Raw genomic sequence first — 18,370 nt, 5'->3', positions numbered from 1 at the left:
CTTTAGTCTCGCTCTACTGGTGTAGGAGCAGGTGTTGCTGCGGGAGATGCAGTCGTATTTGCAGAAGTCGGAGCAATCATTTCGGGCTGGTCACTGGCTGGAACGGCACTAGATGCTGCATCCTGACTCAACATGCCTGCACCACTTGGCAATTCAGCTGGCTTGATTCCGGCCGTCATCAGACCACCACTTAATTGGTGGCCTTGTGGGCGTACCGGATTTTTATCTTTATGCAGTAACCAGTAATCAAAAATTGGACGGGCCAGAGCCGTTGCGGCACTACCACCGCGACCATTTTCCAGAATAACTGCAATCGCGATTTCAGGATTTTCAGCAGGTGCAAAACCGACAAACAGGCCATGATCCAGCTGACGGTCAGTCAATAAGGATTCATTATAGCGCTTGCCCTGAGCAATACTTTTTACCTGTGCCGTACCGGTTTTTCCGGCAATAGAATATTGTAAGCCGCTTTTGATGCCTCGGCCTGTACCGGATTGAATTACGTCCACCATCGCATCACGCATTTTGATCCAGTCTTCTTCCTGACCATTAAAATCGATCTTGCCATGCGTGCCATTATGCACCTTGAACGGTTTGGCACCGCGACTTTCGCGCAGAACATGGGGAATGACTTTATTGCCATGGTTGGCGGTAATGGCTGTGGCCATAGCCAGCTGCAATGGCGTTGAAGTAAAAGCACCCTGACCAATACTGACAGAAATGGTTTCACCACGTGACCATTTGGCCTTGCGGGTACGCATTTTCCATTCCGGGTTTGGATACAGTCCTGAGCTTTCACTTGGTAAGTCCACGCCGGTTTTTTCCCCAAAGCCAAACTGACGCATCCAGGTATTCATTTTTTCAATACCCATGCGGTAGGACATGACATAGAAATAAGTATCACAGGAGACGACTTGGGCCTTATGCATATTCACTGCGCCATGCCCGGATTTTTTATGGTCACGGAAACGGTGACTGTCTCCCGGCAGGCTGAAATAACCCGGATCAGAAATAGTGGTATCCCAGTCCACCAAACCATGATGCAGACCACCGAGTGCAAACATTGGTTTAATAGTAGAGCCAGGCGGATAAACCCCTTGCACGGCACGGTTATATAAAGGTTGATCAAGGTTATCACGCAGGAACGAATAATCTTTGGTGCTGATCCCGGTCACAAACAGATTCGGGTTAAAACTTGGACTGGAGACCAGCGCCAGAATTTCCCCGGTTTTGGGATTCATCGCCACAATCGCGCCACGACGCCCGGCCAGTTGCTCCGAAGCGACTACCTGCAAGCCGTAATCCAGTGACAGGAACAGATCATTACCACGTACCGGATCTTTACGGCCCAAATGATGCAGCACATTACCAAAGGCATCTGCTTCTACCGATTCATTTCCCGGCACACCATGTAAAAGTTCTTCATAGGATTTTTCCACACCGATTTTTCCGATCAGGTTGGTTCCAGCATAGAGATCCTTATCAATTGATTTCAGTTCTTTGTCATTAATCCGACCGACATAACCAATCACATGTGCGAACAGGTCACCATGCGGATAGTAGCGGGTCATCTGGGTTTCAATATTCACGCCCGGAAACTGATATTTCACTTCACTAAAACGGGCAATATCATTTTCGTTCAGATTGAGCTTGATTGAAACCCGTTCGGTTTTACGCGCTGTTTTAATCCGGGTTTGAAAGCGTTCAAGATCTTCTTCGGTCAGTTCCAGAATCGGTTTGAGGCGTTCGAGCGTCTGGTTGATATCCTGTACGTCGGCACGACTTAAAGTGGCAGTAAATACTGGGTAATTATCGGCCAGCAGAACGCCGTTACGGTCATAAATATAACCGCGCGCTGGAGGCAAGGGCTGTAGACGAATCCGGTTCTCATCAGAAGCTGTAGTAAAGCTTTCAAAGTTGAACAATTGCAAATAGGCATAGCGGCTGACCAGCAGCAGCATAAAGAAAATGACAATCCCCATGGAAATCAAGACTCGACTGCGATAGATGCGCTTTTCTTGTTGTGCATTTTTTAAAGGAAAGTGCTGCTTCATACGCGATCGACTTAAGACCTGAGAGTGGTAGAAAAGAATCAAAGTGGAGTATTCTAACGCAACTGCACTTGATTTGATAATGAAAAACTGTCCTTGCAATCAGTTCCTTTAAGCTTTGACTTTGCAGACATTAAAATTGTAAAGTGCTGTATATAAGAGTTGTGATAATTCTGCTAGAGTAAAATCTAATAAAAATAGGACTATACCAAAAACTATAATTAAGGAAGATGGTGAAGGAATGAACAAGGTTTACCCTTTGTTAGCGTTTGCATTGTGGGCGAACGGGGCTTATGCACATGATCAAATAAGTACTACTACAACTAAAATAGAGCCTGCTCAGGCAAAAGCCTTTAATGTGGGTGTTGGTTTTACCCAGAAATTACTGCATTTAAATACCGAATGGGTGAACCCTTATGGGATTGCTTATGTGAAAGGTGGTGTTTTTCTGGATGATGATCGTACGATTGGCGGTCAGGCAGGCTTTCGTTATCCTGCACATCTCACCGGCAAAGACAAAAATGGTTATTATGTCGGGGTTTATGCCGGTCATATCGACAGCAAACAGGTTGATGGCGAGTATGAAGGCCGTTTAGGTGCTGGCGTTGATTTGGCCTATGTTTTGCTTAGTTCAGAACGGATCAGCAGTTTTAGTATCGGGATCGGTGCCGGAGAGAAACTCGAAGACCGAAATGGTCGTGCTGTGGCTGAAACAGAACCCCGGCTACAATTTTCCTATACTTTAAGTATCGGTTTATAGACAAAATATTCGACCTTATTAATATGTGTATTCTGTGAACAAAAAATTAAATATGGAAGTTATGCATGCTTGAGTACGTCAACGAGTTGTGGCAAACCTTTGTAAACCGCCCGGATTTTTGGGCCGTGCTCAGCATTATTCCAGTGACTGCATTTGTAACCTGGGCTCACGTCTGGATGGCGCTGAAAATGGTCTTTTATCCGATCAATTTTTGGGGTTTCCATCTCGGGCCATTACCTGTGGGCTGGCAAGGGATTGTGCCACGCAAAGCTGGACGTATTTCAGGCATTATTACCGATAACACACTGTCAAAATTAGGCTCTATCCGCGAATTTTTACAGGCGATGGATCCGGATGATATGGCACGCATCATTGGCGAGCAGGTCGGTTTCGAACTGGAACATCTGATTGATGAAGTCATGATGGATCGCAATGCGGTGCTCTGGGAAAACCTGCCTTTTGCCATCAAACGCAGAATTTATGCACAAGCACAAAAACAAATGCCGGCAATTTTGCGTGAATTAGTGACTGAGCTGACCATGAACGTCGAGTCACTTGTAGATATGCGTGAAATGGTAGTGAGCCAGATGGAAGGCGACCGTCGCTTGATGGTGCGTATGTTCCTGAAGGTGGGTCAAAAAGAGATCAATTTTATCTGGCATATCAGTGCCCTCATCGGGATGTTCTTTGGGATTTTCCAGATGATTGTCTGGTTTGTAGTGCCGTGGCACTGGACTGTACCGTTCTGGGCTGCGATCTGGGGCTTTTTGACCAACTGGATCGCGATCTGGATGGTATTCAACCCACTCTATCCACACCCAGTAAAGTACCCGCAATTCTTTGCCCGTACCACAAATCGCAAGTTTCCGTGGATTAAGCCGGTGATTCCTCGTATCGGCACCTATAACATACAAGGCGCATTTATGAAACGTCAGGATGAAGTCTCTGACGTCTTCGCAAGTGTAGTCACAGAAGACCTGATTACGTTAAAATCGATCATGACCGAGATGATGTATGGCGGCAGAAAAGACAAAACCCGCCGCATTATCAAACGTCATATTAATGAAATTATGGAAACACCCCTGGTTCGGACCTCTTTACAGCTGTCTTTAGGACCAAAAGAGTATGCAAAACTCAAGACGGACTTGATCGATCGCTCGATTGAAATTACGATGGTACCTGTATGCGACCCAGCATTTAATGCGAGCCGTGCACAGAAAATCTATCAAATGTTTAGAGACCGCATACGTGAGTTGACTCCGAAGGAGTTTCAGAATCTTTTACGTCCTGCATTTCAGGAAGATGAATGGATTCTGATTTTATTGGGTGGGGTAACCGGTTTTGTCGCGGGTTTAATCCATTTGTTTGTGGCTTTCTTATAATGAGATGTCGGGGGACACAATCGGGTGATTGTGGTCGTGGCGTCATACATATTGTTTAAATGAGGATGTTTATATATGCGCATTATCTTACTCGGACCACCTGGAGCAGGTAAAGGTACACAAGCTCAGTTGATCTGTAAGCGCTACAATATCCCACAAATTTCAACCGGTGATATGCTCCGTGCTGCAATTCGTGAAGGAACTGAATTAGGTCTACAAGCTAAAAGTGTCATGGACAATGGCGGTTTGGTTTCTGATGAGTTGATCATTGGTCTGGTGAAAGAGCGCATTGCGCAACCTGACTGTGTAAACGGCTGCATTTTTGATGGTTTCCCGCGTACCATTCCTCAAGCAGAAGCCTTGGAAAAAGAAGGCATTGCAATTGATCACGTGATTGAAATTGATGTACCAGATGAAGAAATCGTACAACGTCTTTCTGGCCGTCGTCAGCATCCTGCATCTGGCCGTGTCTATCACATCGTTTACAACCCGCCAAAAGTGGAAGGTAAAGATGACGAAACGGGTGAAGATCTGGTTCAACGTCCTGATGACCAGGAAGCAACCATTCGTAAGCGTCTAGGTTCTTACCATACTGAAACCGAGCAACTGGTTGGTTTCTACCAAGGCCGTGCAGCGTCTGGTGAAAATGCACCAACTTATGACAAGCTAAATGGTTTACGTCCAATCGATGAAGTTCAAACTGATCTTTTCGCGATTCTGGATCAGGCAAAATAATCGGCTGACGATGATTTTGACAATCGGAGAGCCCTAAGTCATATTAGGGCTCTTTTTTATTGCGTATTTGAACAGGGTACTTGTTGCTATGAAATTTGGCGTATTGGTGTTGATGGTAGTCTTTCTGGCAGTATTGGTAGGTCTGTTCTATTTCAGTTTTAAAATGCTCAACAAAGTACGTCAGGAAGAACGTGCTGAAAATGCAGCAAAGCGACCTGAGCGCCAGCTCCATCCAAAATTACAAGCCGAACTTGAACAGCGCAAGCAGCAGGAAAAGGCTGAACAAGATCAGGATAAATAATCCATAATAGTTCAGCTCAGCTAAGAATTTGGTTTGAACGAAAAGCACTCTTCTCATAGTCGATAAAAAGGTGACACATTGGTCACCTATTTTTATCCCAGCTTGATCACGCCGTTCTATTCAGCAAGCTCAATATTTTTCACTGCAATTTGGCGGGCTGCACCAAATTCAAACCGATCCGGCCAGTTACACACATCGGATACTACACATTCATGACATTTCGGTTTGCGCGCAATACACGTATAACGACCGTGTAAAATCAGCCAGTGATGTGAATCAATGATAAATTCCTTGGGAATGACTTTGACCAGACGGTGTTCAACTTCCAACACATTTTTGCCAACCGCTAGTCCGGTACGGTTACCTACCCGGAAAATATGGGTATCAACCGCCATGGTCGGCTGACCAAAGGCCGTATTCAGTACCACATTCGCCGTTTTACGACCTACACCCGGCAGGGCTTCTAAGTCTGCACGATTGTCCGGTACGATGCTGTTGTGCTTCTGAATCAGCATCTCGCAGGCTTTAATCACGTTGACCGCTTTCGAGTTATATAAACCAATGGTCTTGATATATTCCTTCAAGCCGTCCACACCTAGCGCATAAATGGCTTCCGGTGTATTGGCGACTGGAAAGAGTCTGTCCGTGGCTTTGTTAACGCTGACATCGGTGGCTTGAGCAGAGAGCGTGACCGCGACCAGCAATTCAAAAGGACTAGAATAATTTAGTTCGGTTTTCGGATTGGGACGCTGTTCACGCAGGCGTTCAAAAAAGGTCTGAATCTGCTTTTTGGTCATGTTTTTAACAGGCTTGGCCTTTGCTGTGGTCATGTTCTATCCCTGTAAAGCCTGTAATTGCTGTGTCAGTTCTTCCAGTTGGGTACGCTTTCGGACATCTTCACGAACCGAAAGCTGTTTTTCCAGTTTTTTAATTTGGGTACGTAGTTTTGCCAGTTCAATCGTGGTTTTGGAGTCGAGGGCTACAGGTACATGCTCTGGCTTGCTCGCGACTTCAATCACGGGAAGTTGCTCATTTAAAGCTGAGAAACGGGCAAACAGGGCAGTATCGATTTCTGCACGGACCACAGGTCCCTTACGATCGGTACGCCGTTTTTCTTCACGCTGGATGTGCGCATAGTAGCGTTGACGTAAATCCTCCTGTTCCGCTATGCGCTGTGCTTCATTTGGTAAAGGCTGATCATCTTCGACTAGGTCAATACAATCTACCGGACAGGGTGGAATACACAGTTCGCAACCGGTACACAGGTCAGTCAGAATGGTATGCATCAGTTTACCGGAACCAATAATCGCATCGACCGGGCAGGCACTAATGCATTTGGTACAGCCAATACATTCATCTTCACGAATTACGGCTTTGATGCGCTGAGGTCGACCATCGGCTTGAACTGGCCAGACACTTTCTTCAGCTTGAAGTTTAGGACGATTTAATAATGCAGCCAAAGCATCGGCAACAGGCTGTCCGCCCGGCACACATTTATTGGCATTTTCCCCCTCAGTAATCGACTGGGCATAAGGTAAACATCCGTCACGGTGACCGCAGAGTCCACATTGGGTTTGAGGGAGTAAAGCGTCAATCGATTGGACCAGAGAAATGGGCGAATTCATGTATAACCAGCGTTACTCATGGCAAGCATGAGAGAGTAAGTGAAACAAAATATGTCGATTCATCAATTTTAACATATTTTTAAACTCCTAAGTCGTGCGCAATTAAGGGTCAACTTGTGCCTTATTATTAGGCATAAATCTGAATGTAAGCCTTGATTCGATTGGCATTTCCTGACATAGAAAAAATTTTCATAATCAATATAAATATTTGTTATCAAATTAATTTTAAAGTATTTTCAAAAAAAGTATTGTAGATTAGTTACAAAAGATATTTAATATTTTGCGCCAAAATTTAACATTGATTGTAAATTTGACCAATTTTGATCCATTTTCTGCTGAGGATTAAGCGTTGAAATACAACACACTTAATGAGTTCCTAGATTACGTAAAATCACGTGATGCACATCAACCAGAATTTCTTCAAGCTGTAGAAGAAGTGATGACCAGTTTGTGGCCGTTCATTGAAAAGAACCCACAATACGCAGCACATGGTTTACTAGAGCGTCTAGTTGAGCCAGAACGTGCGATCCAGTTCCGAGTTTCTTGGGTAGATGACCAAGGTCAGACTCAAGTAAACCGTGCGTTCCGCGTACAGTACAACTCAGCGATCGGTCCATTTAAAGGTGGTATGCGTTTCCACCCTTCAGTGAATCTTTCAATCCTAAAATTCTTAGGCTTTGAGCAAACATTTAAAAATGCTTTAACCACACTTCCTATGGGTGGCGGTAAAGGCGGTTCTGATTTTGACCCTAAAGGCAAATCAGAAGGCGAAATCATGCGTTTCTGCCAGGCTTTAATGATCGAGCTGTATCGTCACCTTGGTGCGAACACAGATATCCCTGCAGGTGATATTGGTGTAGGCGGTCGTGAAGTGGGCTACATGGCCGGCATGATGAAAAAATTAAGTAACGATACGGCATGTGTATTCACTGGTAAAGGTTTAACTTTCGGTGGTTCATTGGCACGTCCGGAAGCAACGGGTTACGGTACTGTGTATTTCGCTGAGGAAATGCTTAAGTCTCGTGGCGAAAGCTTCAAAGATAAAGTCGTTGCGATTTCAGGTTCTGGTAACGTTGCGCAATATGCTGCTGAAAAAGCAATGTACCTCGGTGCGAAAGTGGTTTCACTTTCTGACTCTGCCGGTACAGTTCACGTTAAAGACGGTTTCACTGAGGCGCTTCTTGCTGAAGTCATGGAACTTAAAAATGTAAAACGTGGCCGTATTTCAGAATTCGCGTCTAAACATGGTTTCGAATATCTTGAAGGACAACGTCCTTGGGGTATCAAGTGTGATATCGCATTGCCATGTGCGACTCAAAACGAACTTGATGCAGACGACGCTGCTCAGCTTCTTGCAAACGGTGTAATCTGTGTGGCTGAAGGTGCGAACATGCCTTCTACGCTTGAAGCGGTTGAGAAATTCGTTGAAGCGAAAATTCTTTATGCGCCAGGTAAAGCATCAAATGCAGGTGGTGTGGCAACTTCTGGTCTGGAAATGTCTCAAAACGCATTGCGTTTAGGCTGGACTTTCGAAGAAGTTGATGAGCGTTTACACGCAATCATGAAAGAAATTCACCGTAACTGTGTGAAATTCGGTACTAAAGAAGACGGTACTGTGAACTATGTTGACGGTGCGAACATTGCTGGCTTCGTAAAAGTTGCTGATGCAATGCTTGCTCAAGGCGTATTCTAAGTCTGACTTAGTCTAAGCTGAAAAAACCGGGGCTGTTGCCCCGGTTTTTTTATATCTGGTATTTTTAGCCTTAAAGAGCACCCTTAACTAATTCACGCTCAACCGCTATATCAAAAATATAGGCATATTTCGATTGATCAGCTGCCGGATGCTTAATTTCAAAACGTTTGACCCGAATAATCTGCCGTTCATTTGGTGAATGCCGAAAACCTTCAATCTGATCATAGAATAAAGTCCAGTCCTTATCGACCTGAGTTTTCAGGCCATTCTGATCATATTTTACTTCTTTGACTTGCAAGCAGCTTTGTTGGGTTACGCCAGTACATTGTTTGGTATCGGGGGAAATTTCCAGAAAAATTGTTTCAGCCTGTCCTTGGTATTTGGTTTCCGGAGTCATTTTCCCGATAAATTCATAGGTTTGACCATTTGCGGCCATCAACGTCAGGGTCGGCTTGTTAGGATCTGTTACATTGAGCATAAAAGGAATGTCACGCTTCTGTAAAAGCTGGCTGACAAAACGTTCCTGCTCCATCAAGGCTGCATCACAGGCCATTTCAGTGCCTACAACTTCGCTGGTGGTGATGATATTGTTTTTGACTGACCAGGTCGTCCCGAGTCCATTACAGCCCGTCACGGCGCTCAGCCGGCCTTGAGCATCAAAACTGAGTACGATTGGTCGTTCTAGTCCACGATTTAGTTCCCAGTGATAGGCTGGAAAGATCTGATCTGCATTTTTTTGTTGGATGGTGGCCACTGCAAGATCTCCAGCTCGTTGAATATCACTGGACTGACAGCCTGCAAAAGTTAAAGGCAATAATGCCAGCACAATAAATTTTAATTTCATGGACTTATAATGAAGTATATAAAGTTCAAACAATAATAATGGATGTATTGCAAAAAAATATGGATACATTTCGCAGCTTTGAGTTGCAAAATGTATCCATCATTAAGATTTTAGCGCTGAAGCAAGATTAATCGAAGCGGTAAATATCCATACCGAGTGAACCCATGGTGAAACTGCTATGTACCAGACTAAAACGCTGACCTGTGCCCATCGCAAAGAAAATCGGAGCAAAATGTTCCAGCGTTGGATGATTCCGTGCCATATGCGGAATATTGGACCAGTCCAGTACAGCATCATAATCATTGTGCGTCAGTTTATGCACCACAAAATTACGGAAGCCTGAGGCCCATTCGGGTACATCAGCAGCCGATCCATCCCAAGACAGTTCACGTAAATTATGGGTAATACTGCCCGAACCAATCAGCAGGATTTGCTGTTCACGTAAAGGTGCGAGACTTTGACCAATCTGATAAATCTCATCCGCACTCATCGACATGGGTAAGGAAATTTCTACCACGGGAATGTTGGCATCTGGATACATATGTAGCAGCGGCATCCATACACCATGATCACGCGGACGAGTACTGTTGGCATGTGCAGAAAAGCCGGCATTGGCCAGCAAGCCTAAGACTTTCTCGGCCAATTCAGGATTTCCCGGTGCAGGGTAGCGTAATTGATAAAGTTCAGGCGGGAAACCACGAAAATCATGCCAAGTTTCTGGGCGAATTGCGCTACTGACTTCCAACGCATCACTTTCCCAATGCGCAGACATCACAATAATCGCTTCCGGGCGTGGCAGATTTTCGCTCAAACGATGCAAGGCAGGACCCACTTGCTCAGGATTCAGCGCCAGCATAGGAGAGCCATGAGAAATAAATAAGCCGGGCAACGTTTGTAAGTTCATAAGTCAAACCACATCTGGAAGATGCCTCAATAATGCATGAAAAATAGAAATAAGAGCAGAAGAGATTATTCAACAAAACGTTGCATATAAAGAACGCTTCAGCAAAATCATTAGCCTGCCCGATGATAAGGATGGTTGTTATTGATGCTCATAGCACGATAAAGCTGCTCGATCAGCATGACACGTACCAGTGGATGCGGCAGGGTTAACTTGGAAAGTGACCAGTGCCATGCCGCAGCTTTACGTACGGCTTCCGAGTGACCATCCGGCCCGCCAATCGCAAGAGCCACATCATTGCCTTCCAGCATCCAGCCTTTCATGGTTTCAGCCAGTTTTTCGGTACTAAATTCGCGTCCACCCACTTCAAGCGCAATCAGGGTTTCATTCTGCTTGAGCGCATTTAAAATGCTGTCGCCCTCAATATTGCGGTATTTCAGAATATCGGCTTCAGAATCGTTTTTGCCCCGTTTCGCCATCGGCAGCTCAATAATCTGGGTCTGTACAAAAGGTTGAATACGCTTGAAATAATCTTCAAAACCAGTCAGCACCCACGCTGGCATTTTTTGACCAATGGTCAGGATACGGATTTTCATACAGACAGATCAATAATTGGATACCTCATTATAACGATCAAACAACACGAAGTTGAGCTGGGAAACAAATTGAAATTGAAATGAGAGATTTAGTGTTGCTTTAATGTCCGTAGTTCAAGTATCCGCTTGATAAAGGAATGGAATAATAATAAATGCGGAACAGTGTCATGATAAAAGGATGTTGTACTGTGCTGCTGTTACTGATAGGCCTCATGGGGCCTAGTCTCTGTGCAGCCAATTCGAGCAAAAATGCTCAGGTCTCTCATCTGGAATTATTTTTTAGCCAGATCATGAGTGTCGATGAATACCGAAATTATAAAAATCTAAAAGAGCTGAATCGGGTATCTGCCTGGATCAAAGGGCAGATGCAGCGCTTTGGTATTCCATGCCAGTTTCAGGTTTATGTGGTCAATAACCTGAGTTACCGAAATGTCATCTGTAGCTTGGATACTCAAGCCAAAACCAAGATGGTGATGGGGGCACATTATGATGTCTTTAGTGCCCGAAACGGTGCTGATAATAATGCCTCAGGGGTAGCGGGTTTACTGGAAACCGCAAGATTACTGGCCCTGCAAAAATCCAAGCTCAAACATGATGTCGAATTTGCTTTCTATACGCTTGAAGAGCCGCCTTTTTTCAAGACAGAACATATGGGCAGTTATATGCATGCCAAGTCTTTAAAAAAGCAGAAGCAGAAAATTAAGGGCGTGGTGATTCTGGATTCGATTGGTTATTTTGATGAACATCAGGTGCAGAGCTATCCGGTGGGATTAAAGTGGATTTATCCACGACATGGTAACTTTATTGCCGCGATTGGGCATTTAGCCTCAACTGGCCTGACTGGAGATTATTGTGATGCCATGCAGCGTTTTAACCGTCTGGAGTGTCAACGCTTTGTTAGCCCAAGTTTTGCTCAGGATATGAATTTCTCTGGCTATCTGAATTATGCCAAATTCAACTATTCGACCATGTTGATTACCGATACTGCGAATTATCGTAATCCTTATTACAATACCGAATTGGATACTTTAGACAAGCTTGATCTGAACAAGATGACTCATGTGATTGATGGATTGGTTACGATGGCACTACAGCCATAATTCAGTTGTTTTATTCAATAACTCAATAAAAAACCCTGCCGAAGCAGGGTTTTTTATACGAAACATCAAGTCTTAATGACGCGCTGCTTTCGCTTCTTCTTTGGTTTTCACAATTGGTGCTTTAACCAAGGCTTTTGGCAAAGAGGTCAGTGCCAGCGGTAAAATCTCATCAATCGATTTTACGGCTTTAATTTCTAGACCTTCTTTGACATTTTCTGGAATTTCCGCCAGGTCACGTATGTTTTCCTGTGGAATGAATACCAGCTTGATGCCACCACGATGGGCTGCCAAAAGTTTCTCTTTCAAGCCACCGATACGCAGCGCACGACCGCCCAGACTGGTTTCACCTGTCATCGCGATATCCGGACGAATCGGGATACCCGTGAAAGCAGATACCAATGCTGTAGTCAAAGCCAAACCTGCCGATGGACCATCTTTCGGTGTTGCGCCTTCAGGTAAATGCACATGCACGTCGGTTTCTTCAAAGCGCGAGGCTTCGATGCCGAGTTCATCCGCACGGGTACGCACTACAGTCATCGCAGCGGTAATCGATTCTTTCATGACATCGCCAAGAGAACCGGTGGTAATGAACTTGCCTTTACCTGGGACTGCTGCAACTTCAATGGTCAGTAATTCACCGCCGACAGAAGTCCAAGCCAGACCATTTACACGGCCAATTTGCGCTTCTTCTTCCGCCATACCGTAGTCAAATTTATGTGGACCCAAGTAATCTGGAAGATTTCCTGCGGTCACTTCAACCTGAAGGTTTTTGGCTTTCTTGCTAACCGCTTCTTTTACCACTTTACGTGCAATTTTTGACACTTCACGTTCAAGGTTACGAACACCGGCTTCACGGGTATAACGGCGCACGATGTCACGAATCGCCTCTTCATGCACGGTCAATTCTTTGGCACGTAGACCATTGTTCTTGATTGCTTTAGGAACAAGGTAACGATCCGCAATATTTACTTTCTCTTCTTCGGTATAACCCGGAAGACGAATCACTTCCATACGGTCCAGCAGCGCCTCAGGAATGTTCATACTGTTTGCGGTACAGATAAACATCACTTCAGACAGGTCCAGATCCAGATCCAGATAGTGATCGCTGAACTTGTTGTTTTGTGATGGATCAAGTACCTCAAGCATCGCAGAAGCCGGATCGCCACGGTAGTCTTGCGCCATCTTGTCGATTTCATCGAGCAGGAACAACGGGTTTTTTACACCCACTTTAGTCAATGACTGCACAATTTTACCTGGCATCGCACCGATATAGGTACGACGGTGACCGCGAATTTCCGCTTCATCACGCACGCCGCCCAGTGCCATACGCACGAACTCACGACCAGTTGCTTTGGCAATTGATTCACCGAGTGAAGTTTTACCCACACCTGGAGGACCAACCAGACACAGAATCGGGCCACGCAATTTTTTCACGCGTGACTGAACTGCCAGATATTCCACAATGCGATCTTTGACATCGTCCAGACCATAATGGTCTGCATCCAGAATTTCCTGTGCTTTGCTCAGGTTAATGCTGACTTTGCTGGCTTTATTCCATGGTGTATCCAGAATGACTTCCAGATAGTTACGTACCACAGCAGCTTCACTTGAAGCAGGCTGCATCGCTTTTAATTTACGGAATTCAGCTTCTGCTTTTTTACGTACATGCTCAGGCAAATCTGCTTCAGCCAGACGTTTTTCAATTTCAGCGACATCGTCTTCCGCGCCGCCGTTCATATCAGAAAGCTCGCGCTGAATGACTTTCATTTTTTCATTCAGGAAATATTCGCGCTGGTTCTTTTCCATCTGACGTTTAACAGAATCATGCAGGGTTTGCTCAATCTGTTGTTCTTCAGACTGTTGCAATAGATAAGTCATCAGCTCAGTCAAATGCGCTTCGAATTCGTCATGTTCCAGGAATTTCTGTTTGACATCAATATTCAATGGAACACGGGTTGCGACGAAGAACAATAACTGTAATAGATCTTCAATTTTGTTGGCTGCGGTGATCAGTTCACGCGCATTACGAAGTTTCGCTTCTGCATATTGAGCGAAAAGCGCACGTAATTCCTGCAAGCGCACAGCTTGGGTATCTGCATCGACGCTCACCGTCATTGGGCTGAGTTCATGCTCTGCTGTCAGATACTCAGTTTCGTCAATGATGGTTTTCAGTTTGGCACGATGCAGGCCTTCAATCAGAACTTTAATACAGTTTTCATCATTTTCGTGATTCACAACTTGCACAATCTTCGCGACAGTACCGTATTGATATAAATTGTCGTGATCAATTTCTTCTGTAAGCGAATCTTTTTGCGCAACTACAAATACTAGATTGTCACTGTTACGAGCCACATCAACTGCATTGATCGATTTTTCACGACCGACAAACAGCGCAATTTGCATATGCGGATAAACCACCACATCACGCAACGCCAAAAGGGGTAGTACACTTGGAACCTGAGGCTCTAAGGTTTCTTGATTCATAATAATTTCAGACATGAGCACTCCTAATGAGTGACAACGGTGTTGCCATGCTTTTAATAGTGATGGGTAATTTTAAAAATACAAGGGCAGTTAAGATTAAATTGTATGAAAAATGACTAATTATGTGATTTTAAAGTAGTTAGCAAGGGTAAAAATGCAAAATTAACGTTTGAACTTTATAAAAATTGTCGGGGTGATTAAAGCATCAAGGGGCTGATCCCATATTTCACGTTTTAACGGCTGTGCCAGCAGTTGAAAGTTATGCGCCAGACCCAGACGGAACGGACGCCCGGGCGCAGAAGCCAAGGTACGATCATAAAAACCGCCGCCCATACCAATCCGTGTGCCCGCAGTATCACAGGCCAATAGCGGCATGAGCAATAAATCCAGTTTGGAAACATGCACACCACGGGTGCTCATGGGCTCTCGCATACCCAGCCGATGATGAGCAAAGCGCTTGTTATGATATTGATGCTGGCTGATTCGAATCCAGACCAGCTGCTTATTCATGTCGCAAATCGCTGGTAGATACACCTGTTTGCCCAGTTTAAAGCAGCGTTCAATAATCGCCTGGGTCTGAATCTCCCCAAAGGCATGCAAATACAGCCCAATACGTTGGGCATGAATAAATTCTGGACTGCGGATCAGACGGTTTAGAACTTTTTGTGCGGACTGCCTTTGCTCAAATTTAGAGAGATGACGACGCGTTTTACGAAGGTATCTTCTTAATTCCTGAATGGTCATAGGGCAAAAAGCATATGCAACAAAATTGTGCTCTAGTCTAAGTGGGAATTCTGGAAAAGTAAAAAATAATTGTAAGCTGCAATTTTATATTATTCCGTATCTGCTGATTTAAATTTAGCTAATTTGTCACCAGTTTCAAAGTTAAAAAACAGTTGCATCACTGGTTGTTAAAATGTGTTGAAACGGTCAATTTATTTTCTTTGATTCACGATTTTCCAAGCAACCGATTGTTCAGTGACAAACTCTGGAAACGCATCAGTTTAAGCACTTTGCAACAGCTTTAGATCAATAAAAATACAATTCTAAAGTAGGTTTATTCTGTTTTTTGGTGAAAGATAGACAAGGGATTATATGACTATTCTCGACCGATATATGAGACACATTGTGCTTAGGCAGAGCACGTAAGACCTAAATCAATGGAGATTGAACATGATGAATATTGCCAAGAACACCATCTGTCTTTGGTATGATGACGATGCCGAAGGTGCAGCACGATTTTATGCAGAAACCTTTCCAGACTCCTCAGTTGGCGCGATCAATCTTGCACCCGGAGATTATCCCTCCGGAAAAGAAGGCGATGTTATCACCGTTGAATTTACGGTGATGGGCGTTGCCTGCATTGGACTGAATGGTGGCGCTGACTTTCAACACAATGAAGCATTTTCATTTCAGGTGGCGACTGAAGACCAAGAAGAAACAGACCGTTACTGGAATGCCATTATTGGCAATGGTGGTCAGGAAAGTGAGTGTGGATGGTGTAAAGACAAGTGGGGCATTTCCTGGCAGATTACGCCAGTGGTCCTCATCAACGCCTGTAACAGTCTTGACCGCGCTGCGGCCAAGCGCGCATTTAATGCGATGATGACCATGAAAAAAATTGACATCTCCGTGATCGAAGCGGCATTTCATGGTTAAGCGCCAAAGATATTGTCTTTCATTCGAGTTGATATTGCTGTGTAGCGCAATTTCACTGCAATAGTTAAATCTTCTCCTTTCTTTTTATCAACTCAAATTATCCCTCAACTCTATAAGGATCCGTTACAAAAATTTCAGATCAATCCAACTTGATTTGAACCTAAATCCAATTTCTTCATGATGATTCAAGGAGAATGTGCCATGAATTTTCCTCAATTACTGTTTATGGCGGGATGGGTCGCCCTGTCTGCACCTGCCGCTTTAGCCGTTGAACCGCCCATGTCGGGCAAAGCTAGCTCAGGTGCAGCTTCCTCTGCCGCCGATAAGAAAGCCATTGCAAGTGCTATGACTGCCGCACCTAAAAAAAGTAGCCGCTGCGGCCACGATTGTCGCTGTCGGTGCAGATGGCAAAATGCGTACCTTGCGCAAGGGCAATAATGGGTTTACCTGTATGCCTGATAATCCGACTACGCCAGGTCCAGACCCAATGTGTATGGATCAGGCCGCTCTAGAATGGGCAGAGGCCTGGATGGGACATAAACTGCCCACAGTCGGGAAAGTAGGCTTTATGTATATGCTGGCAGGTGGTACGGATGCCAGTAATGTTGATCCCTATGCCAAGAAGCCTAGTGCGGGCAATCATTGGGTCAAAACGGGTCCCCATGTCATGATCGTCGGTGCTGAAGCTCGTTTCTATGATATGTATCCTAAGCATAAGCAACCGGATACCGCTTTGCCCTATGTCATGTGGTCTGGGACGCCTTATCAGCACTTAATGATCCCGGTGAAATAGTGAATACCGTAATGACGAATACACGCTGATTCAAACCTTTCAATTCAGGTATTTAATACACTCAATTTTTATGACTGTACTAAGCTACAAATAGAATAGTTGGTGGTGTTTCAAAAAGTATGCTGAAAAAAACAATATGGCTTTTGATAAAATAGAGGTATGAAAATAACGCTACAAATCAAATGTCCTACCTGTCTAAGTAACAATATAAAGAGAAATGGCATCAAAGTAGATGGGAAACAAAACCATCAATGCAAAGATTGCAAACGTCAGTTTATTGGTGATCATGCATTAAGCTATCAAGGATGTAACTCAGGTATTACCGGCAAGATATTACATTTAATGGTCAGAGGAAGCGGTGTAAGAGATATTGCTGAAGTCGAGCGTATCAGCATTGGCAAGGTATTACGAACCTTAAGTGAATCGATCTATCAGATTCAGCCTAAACAAAGCCACTACGAATGTCTTGAAGTCGATGAACTTTGGACTTTTGTAGGGAATAAGAAAAATAAACAATGGCTTATTTATGCCTACCATCGAGAATCTGGAGAAGTTGTTGCTTATGTTTGGGGTAAGCGGGATTTAGCAACGGTTCAACGTCTTAAAGCTAGACTTAAAAAGCTTGGGGTTCAATATGCTGGAATTGCGAGTGATCACTGGGATAGTTTTATCACAACATTTCAATGTTGCAAGCAAGTGATCGGTAAGTTTTTTACCGTCGGTATTGAAGGTAACAACTGTAGAATTCGTCATCGAATCAGGCGTGGATTTAGGAGAAGTTGCAACTTTTCTAAAAAGCTCGAAAATCATTTTAAAGCCTTTGATTTGACTTTCTTTTACCTTAATAACGGATTTGTTTAACGCCAGCATACTTTTTGAAACACCACCGAATAGTTCACTTAGAAGCTCATCAACAGATGGGCTTTTATATGAGCATTGCAAAAGTTGAGATGATGCAGATCATGCAATATGAGTTTCAGAATAATTTTTGCACTGAATTGAAAACAGGCTGAACCAAAAACAACCATCCAATGAAATTCTCCCTAATTTATACATCTTAAATTTTATTAAGATATTGAAAATAAAATAAAAATTAAACTGGCATAAGTTCTGCATAACTGTATTCAAACTTGGATACAAGATTGGATACAGAATGCTTCATCAGAAAATGATCGGCTGGATAGTCCCAGCATGCCGCGATGCCGATCAGCAAAAAATGCTTCCACTGAATAACTTGGCTCAATTCATTGCCCGACTTGAGGGGAATGAACCTGCCTGGATTTCGGTTAGGACTGCTGCATATCTTATTCAAACAAAAATTGATGTATTCAAAAAACTGTATTTCGGACTGTATGTATCAGAGGCTGCCAGAGATCAGTGACGGCGGTAGGCTTATATGCAGCAGCTTAATCAAAAAAATAGATCAATTCGGCAGATTCAGAAAAT

At 44.1% G+C, this 18,370-nt stretch carries 19 protein-coding genes; 10 read left to right on the top strand and 9 right to left on the bottom strand.

The genetic code is table 11. The annotated features are described in order from the left end of the window. Positions 1-2 precede the first annotated feature (2 nt). Positions 3-2,054 carry a penicillin-binding protein 2 gene (gene mrdA, locus PYW33_RS10835; RefSeq protein WP_016806650.1) on the bottom strand — a complete coding sequence of 684 codons (2,052 nt, stop codon included), beginning with the start codon at positions 2,052-2,054 and terminating at the stop codon, positions 3-5. Positions 2,055-2,292: 238 nt separating this feature from the next. Between mrdA and PYW33_RS10830 the strand changes: the two genes are divergently transcribed. From PYW33_RS10830 to PYW33_RS10815, 4 genes are all read left to right on the top strand, one after another. Next, on the top strand, positions 2,293-2,811 hold the full coding sequence (locus PYW33_RS10830; RefSeq protein ID WP_004646328.1) for a hypothetical protein: 519 nt from the start codon (positions 2,293-2,295) through the stop codon (positions 2,809-2,811). Positions 2,812-2,876: 65 nt separating this feature from the next. Further along, on the top strand, positions 2,877-4,193 hold the full coding sequence (locus PYW33_RS10825; RefSeq protein WP_004279487.1) for a DUF445 domain-containing protein: 1,317 nt from the start codon (positions 2,877-2,879) through the stop codon (positions 4,191-4,193). A 75-nt stretch (positions 4,194-4,268) separates the two neighbouring features. Further along, the gene (adk, locus tag PYW33_RS10820) at positions 4,269-4,928 is read left to right on the top strand and encodes an adenylate kinase (RefSeq protein WP_004279488.1); all 660 of its coding nucleotides are present in this window, start codon (positions 4,269-4,271) and stop codon (positions 4,926-4,928) included. Positions 4,929-5,016: 88 nt separating this feature from the next. Next, entirely contained in the window at positions 5,017-5,229 is a 213-nt protein-coding gene (locus tag PYW33_RS10815; RefSeq protein ID WP_004279489.1) for a hypothetical protein, read from the top strand. A 116-nt stretch (positions 5,230-5,345) separates the two neighbouring features. Here PYW33_RS10815 and nth read toward each other — a convergent pair whose 3' ends face one another. Both nth and PYW33_RS10805 read right to left on the bottom strand, forming a co-directional pair. Beyond that, positions 5,346-6,059 (bottom strand): endonuclease III, encoded by a 714-nt coding sequence (gene nth, locus PYW33_RS10810; RefSeq protein WP_004646329.1) that lies wholly within the window; start codon positions 6,057-6,059, stop codon positions 5,346-5,348. Positions 6,060-6,062: 3 nt separating this feature from the next. After that, positions 6,063-6,854, bottom strand: coding sequence for an RnfABCDGE type electron transport complex subunit B (locus PYW33_RS10805; protein WP_004646330.1), 792 nt, complete (start codon positions 6,852-6,854; stop codon positions 6,063-6,065). Positions 6,855-7,203: 349 nt separating this feature from the next. Between PYW33_RS10805 and gdhA the strand changes: the two genes are divergently transcribed. Beyond that, the gene (gene gdhA / locus PYW33_RS10800; protein WP_004646331.1) at positions 7,204-8,547 is read left to right on the top strand and encodes an NADP-specific glutamate dehydrogenase; all 1,344 of its coding nucleotides are present in this window, start codon (positions 7,204-7,206) and stop codon (positions 8,545-8,547) included. A gap of 70 nt (positions 8,548-8,617) precedes the next feature. Here gdhA and PYW33_RS10795 read toward each other — a convergent pair whose 3' ends face one another. The 3 genes from PYW33_RS10795 to rlmH all read right to left on the bottom strand — a co-directional run bounded on the left by PYW33_RS10795 (position 8,618) and on the right by rlmH (position 10,888). Further along, complete coding sequence (locus tag PYW33_RS10795; protein WP_016806649.1) at positions 8,618-9,391, bottom strand: META and DUF4377 domain-containing protein; 774 nt, start codon at positions 9,389-9,391, stop codon at positions 8,618-8,620. Between the two features lie 127 nt (positions 9,392-9,518). Continuing rightward, a complete protein-coding gene (locus tag PYW33_RS10790; RefSeq protein WP_004646334.1) occupies positions 9,519-10,295 on the bottom strand; it encodes a DODA-type extradiol aromatic ring-opening family dioxygenase in 777 nt (258 codons plus the stop codon). A gap of 110 nt (positions 10,296-10,405) precedes the next feature. Continuing rightward, positions 10,406-10,888 carry a 23S rRNA (pseudouridine(1915)-N(3))-methyltransferase RlmH gene (gene rlmH / locus PYW33_RS10785; RefSeq protein ID WP_004646335.1) on the bottom strand — a complete coding sequence of 161 codons (483 nt, stop codon included), beginning with the start codon at positions 10,886-10,888 and terminating at the stop codon, positions 10,406-10,408. A gap of 167 nt (positions 10,889-11,055) precedes the next feature. Between rlmH and PYW33_RS10780 the strand changes: the two genes are divergently transcribed. Then, complete coding sequence (locus PYW33_RS10780) at positions 11,056-11,988, top strand: M28 family peptidase (protein ID WP_004646336.1); 933 nt, start codon at positions 11,056-11,058, stop codon at positions 11,986-11,988. Positions 11,989-12,060: 72 nt separating this feature from the next. Here the strand turns inward: PYW33_RS10780 and lon are convergent, their stop codons facing one another. Together lon and PYW33_RS10770 are read right to left on the bottom strand one after the other, a co-directional pair. Beyond that, entirely contained in the window at positions 12,061-14,487 is a 2,427-nt protein-coding gene (lon, locus tag PYW33_RS10775; protein ID WP_004646337.1) for an endopeptidase La, read from the bottom strand. Positions 14,488-14,634: 147 nt separating this feature from the next. Continuing rightward, on the bottom strand, positions 14,635-15,216 hold the full coding sequence (locus PYW33_RS10770; protein ID WP_004646339.1) for a 5-formyltetrahydrofolate cyclo-ligase: 582 nt from the start codon (positions 15,214-15,216) through the stop codon (positions 14,635-14,637). A gap of 432 nt (positions 15,217-15,648) precedes the next feature. Between PYW33_RS10770 and PYW33_RS10765 the strand changes: the two genes are divergently transcribed. Beyond that, positions 15,649-16,131, top strand: a complete 483-nt coding sequence (locus PYW33_RS10765; RefSeq protein ID WP_004646340.1) for a VOC family protein — start codon at positions 15,649-15,651, stop codon at positions 16,129-16,131. 212 nt (positions 16,132-16,343) lie between these two features. Here PYW33_RS10765 and PYW33_RS10760 read toward each other — a convergent pair whose 3' ends face one another. Further along, positions 16,344-16,466, bottom strand: coding sequence for a hypothetical protein (locus tag PYW33_RS10760; RefSeq protein WP_016806644.1), 123 nt, complete (start codon positions 16,464-16,466; stop codon positions 16,344-16,346). A 116-nt stretch (positions 16,467-16,582) separates the two neighbouring features. Between PYW33_RS10760 and PYW33_RS10755 the strand changes: the two genes are divergently transcribed. The 3 genes from PYW33_RS10755 to PYW33_RS10745 all read left to right on the top strand — a co-directional run bounded on the left by PYW33_RS10755 (position 16,583) and on the right by PYW33_RS10745 (position 18,305). Continuing rightward, positions 16,583-16,924, top strand: coding sequence for a hypothetical protein (locus PYW33_RS10755; protein ID WP_228127476.1), 342 nt, complete (start codon positions 16,583-16,585; stop codon positions 16,922-16,924). 159 nt (positions 16,925-17,083) lie between these two features. Further along, positions 17,084-17,785, top strand: a complete 702-nt coding sequence (locus PYW33_RS10750) for an IS1 family transposase (protein WP_004646344.1) — start codon at positions 17,084-17,086, stop codon at positions 17,783-17,785. A gap of 292 nt (positions 17,786-18,077) precedes the next feature. After that, the gene (locus tag PYW33_RS10745; RefSeq protein WP_004646345.1) at positions 18,078-18,305 is read left to right on the top strand and encodes a hypothetical protein; all 228 of its coding nucleotides are present in this window, start codon (positions 18,078-18,080) and stop codon (positions 18,303-18,305) included. Positions 18,306-18,370 lie beyond the last annotated feature (65 nt).

The sequence above is a fragment of the Acinetobacter lwoffii genome (assembly GCF_029024105.1).
Classification (GTDB): Bacteria; Pseudomonadota; Gammaproteobacteria; order Pseudomonadales; family Moraxellaceae; genus Acinetobacter; species Acinetobacter lwoffii.
This window is presented reverse-complemented; position numbering and strand designations above follow the sequence as displayed.

What these genes read in the sequence shown, in the direction of transcription:
- PYW33_RS10750 (WP_004646344.1), top strand. Translation starts at nt 17,084, where the DNA reads ATGAAAATAACGCTACAAATCAAATGTCCTACCTGTCTAAGTAACAAT.
- adk (WP_004279488.1), top strand. Translation starts at nt 4,269, where the DNA reads ATGCGCATTATCTTACTCGGACCACCTGGAGCAGGTAAAGGTACACAA.
- PYW33_RS10805 (WP_004646330.1), bottom strand. Translation starts at nt 6,854, where the DNA reads ATGAATTCGCCCATTTCTCTGGTCCAATCGATTGACGCTTTACTCCCT.
- PYW33_RS10770 (WP_004646339.1), bottom strand. Translation starts at nt 15,216, where the DNA reads ATGACCATTCAGGAATTAAGAAGATACCTTCGTAAAACGCGTCGTCAT.
- PYW33_RS10745 (WP_004646345.1), top strand. Translation starts at nt 18,078, where the DNA reads ATGCTTCATCAGAAAATGATCGGCTGGATAGTCCCAGCATGCCGCGAT.
- PYW33_RS10755 (WP_228127476.1), top strand. Translation starts at nt 16,583, where the DNA reads ATGCCTGATAATCCGACTACGCCAGGTCCAGACCCAATGTGTATGGAT.
- PYW33_RS10765 (WP_004646340.1), top strand. Translation starts at nt 15,649, where the DNA reads ATGAATATTGCCAAGAACACCATCTGTCTTTGGTATGATGACGATGCC.
- lon (WP_004646337.1), bottom strand. Translation starts at nt 14,487, where the DNA reads ATGTCTGAAATTATTATGAATCAAGAAACCTTAGAGCCTCAGGTTCCA.
- PYW33_RS10780 (WP_004646336.1), top strand. Translation starts at nt 11,056, where the DNA reads ATGATAAAAGGATGTTGTACTGTGCTGCTGTTACTGATAGGCCTCATG.
- mrdA (WP_016806650.1), bottom strand. Translation starts at nt 2,054, where the DNA reads ATGAAGCAGCACTTTCCTTTAAAAAATGCACAACAAGAAAAGCGCATC.
- PYW33_RS10830 (WP_004646328.1), top strand. Translation starts at nt 2,293, where the DNA reads ATGAACAAGGTTTACCCTTTGTTAGCGTTTGCATTGTGGGCGAACGGG.
- PYW33_RS10760 (WP_016806644.1), bottom strand. Translation starts at nt 16,466, where the DNA reads ATGGCTTTCTTATCGGCGGCAGAGGAAGCTGCACCTGAGCTAGCTTTG.
- PYW33_RS10825 (WP_004279487.1), top strand. Translation starts at nt 2,877, where the DNA reads ATGCTTGAGTACGTCAACGAGTTGTGGCAAACCTTTGTAAACCGCCCG.
- nth (WP_004646329.1), bottom strand. Translation starts at nt 6,059, where the DNA reads ATGACCACAGCAAAGGCCAAGCCTGTTAAAAACATGACCAAAAAGCAG.
- PYW33_RS10795 (WP_016806649.1), bottom strand. Translation starts at nt 9,391, where the DNA reads ATGAAATTAAAATTTATTGTGCTGGCATTATTGCCTTTAACTTTTGCA.
- rlmH (WP_004646335.1), bottom strand. Translation starts at nt 10,888, where the DNA reads ATGAAAATCCGTATCCTGACCATTGGTCAAAAAATGCCAGCGTGGGTG.
- PYW33_RS10790 (WP_004646334.1), bottom strand. Translation starts at nt 10,295, where the DNA reads ATGAACTTACAAACGTTGCCCGGCTTATTTATTTCTCATGGCTCTCCT.
- PYW33_RS10815 (WP_004279489.1), top strand. Translation starts at nt 5,017, where the DNA reads ATGAAATTTGGCGTATTGGTGTTGATGGTAGTCTTTCTGGCAGTATTG.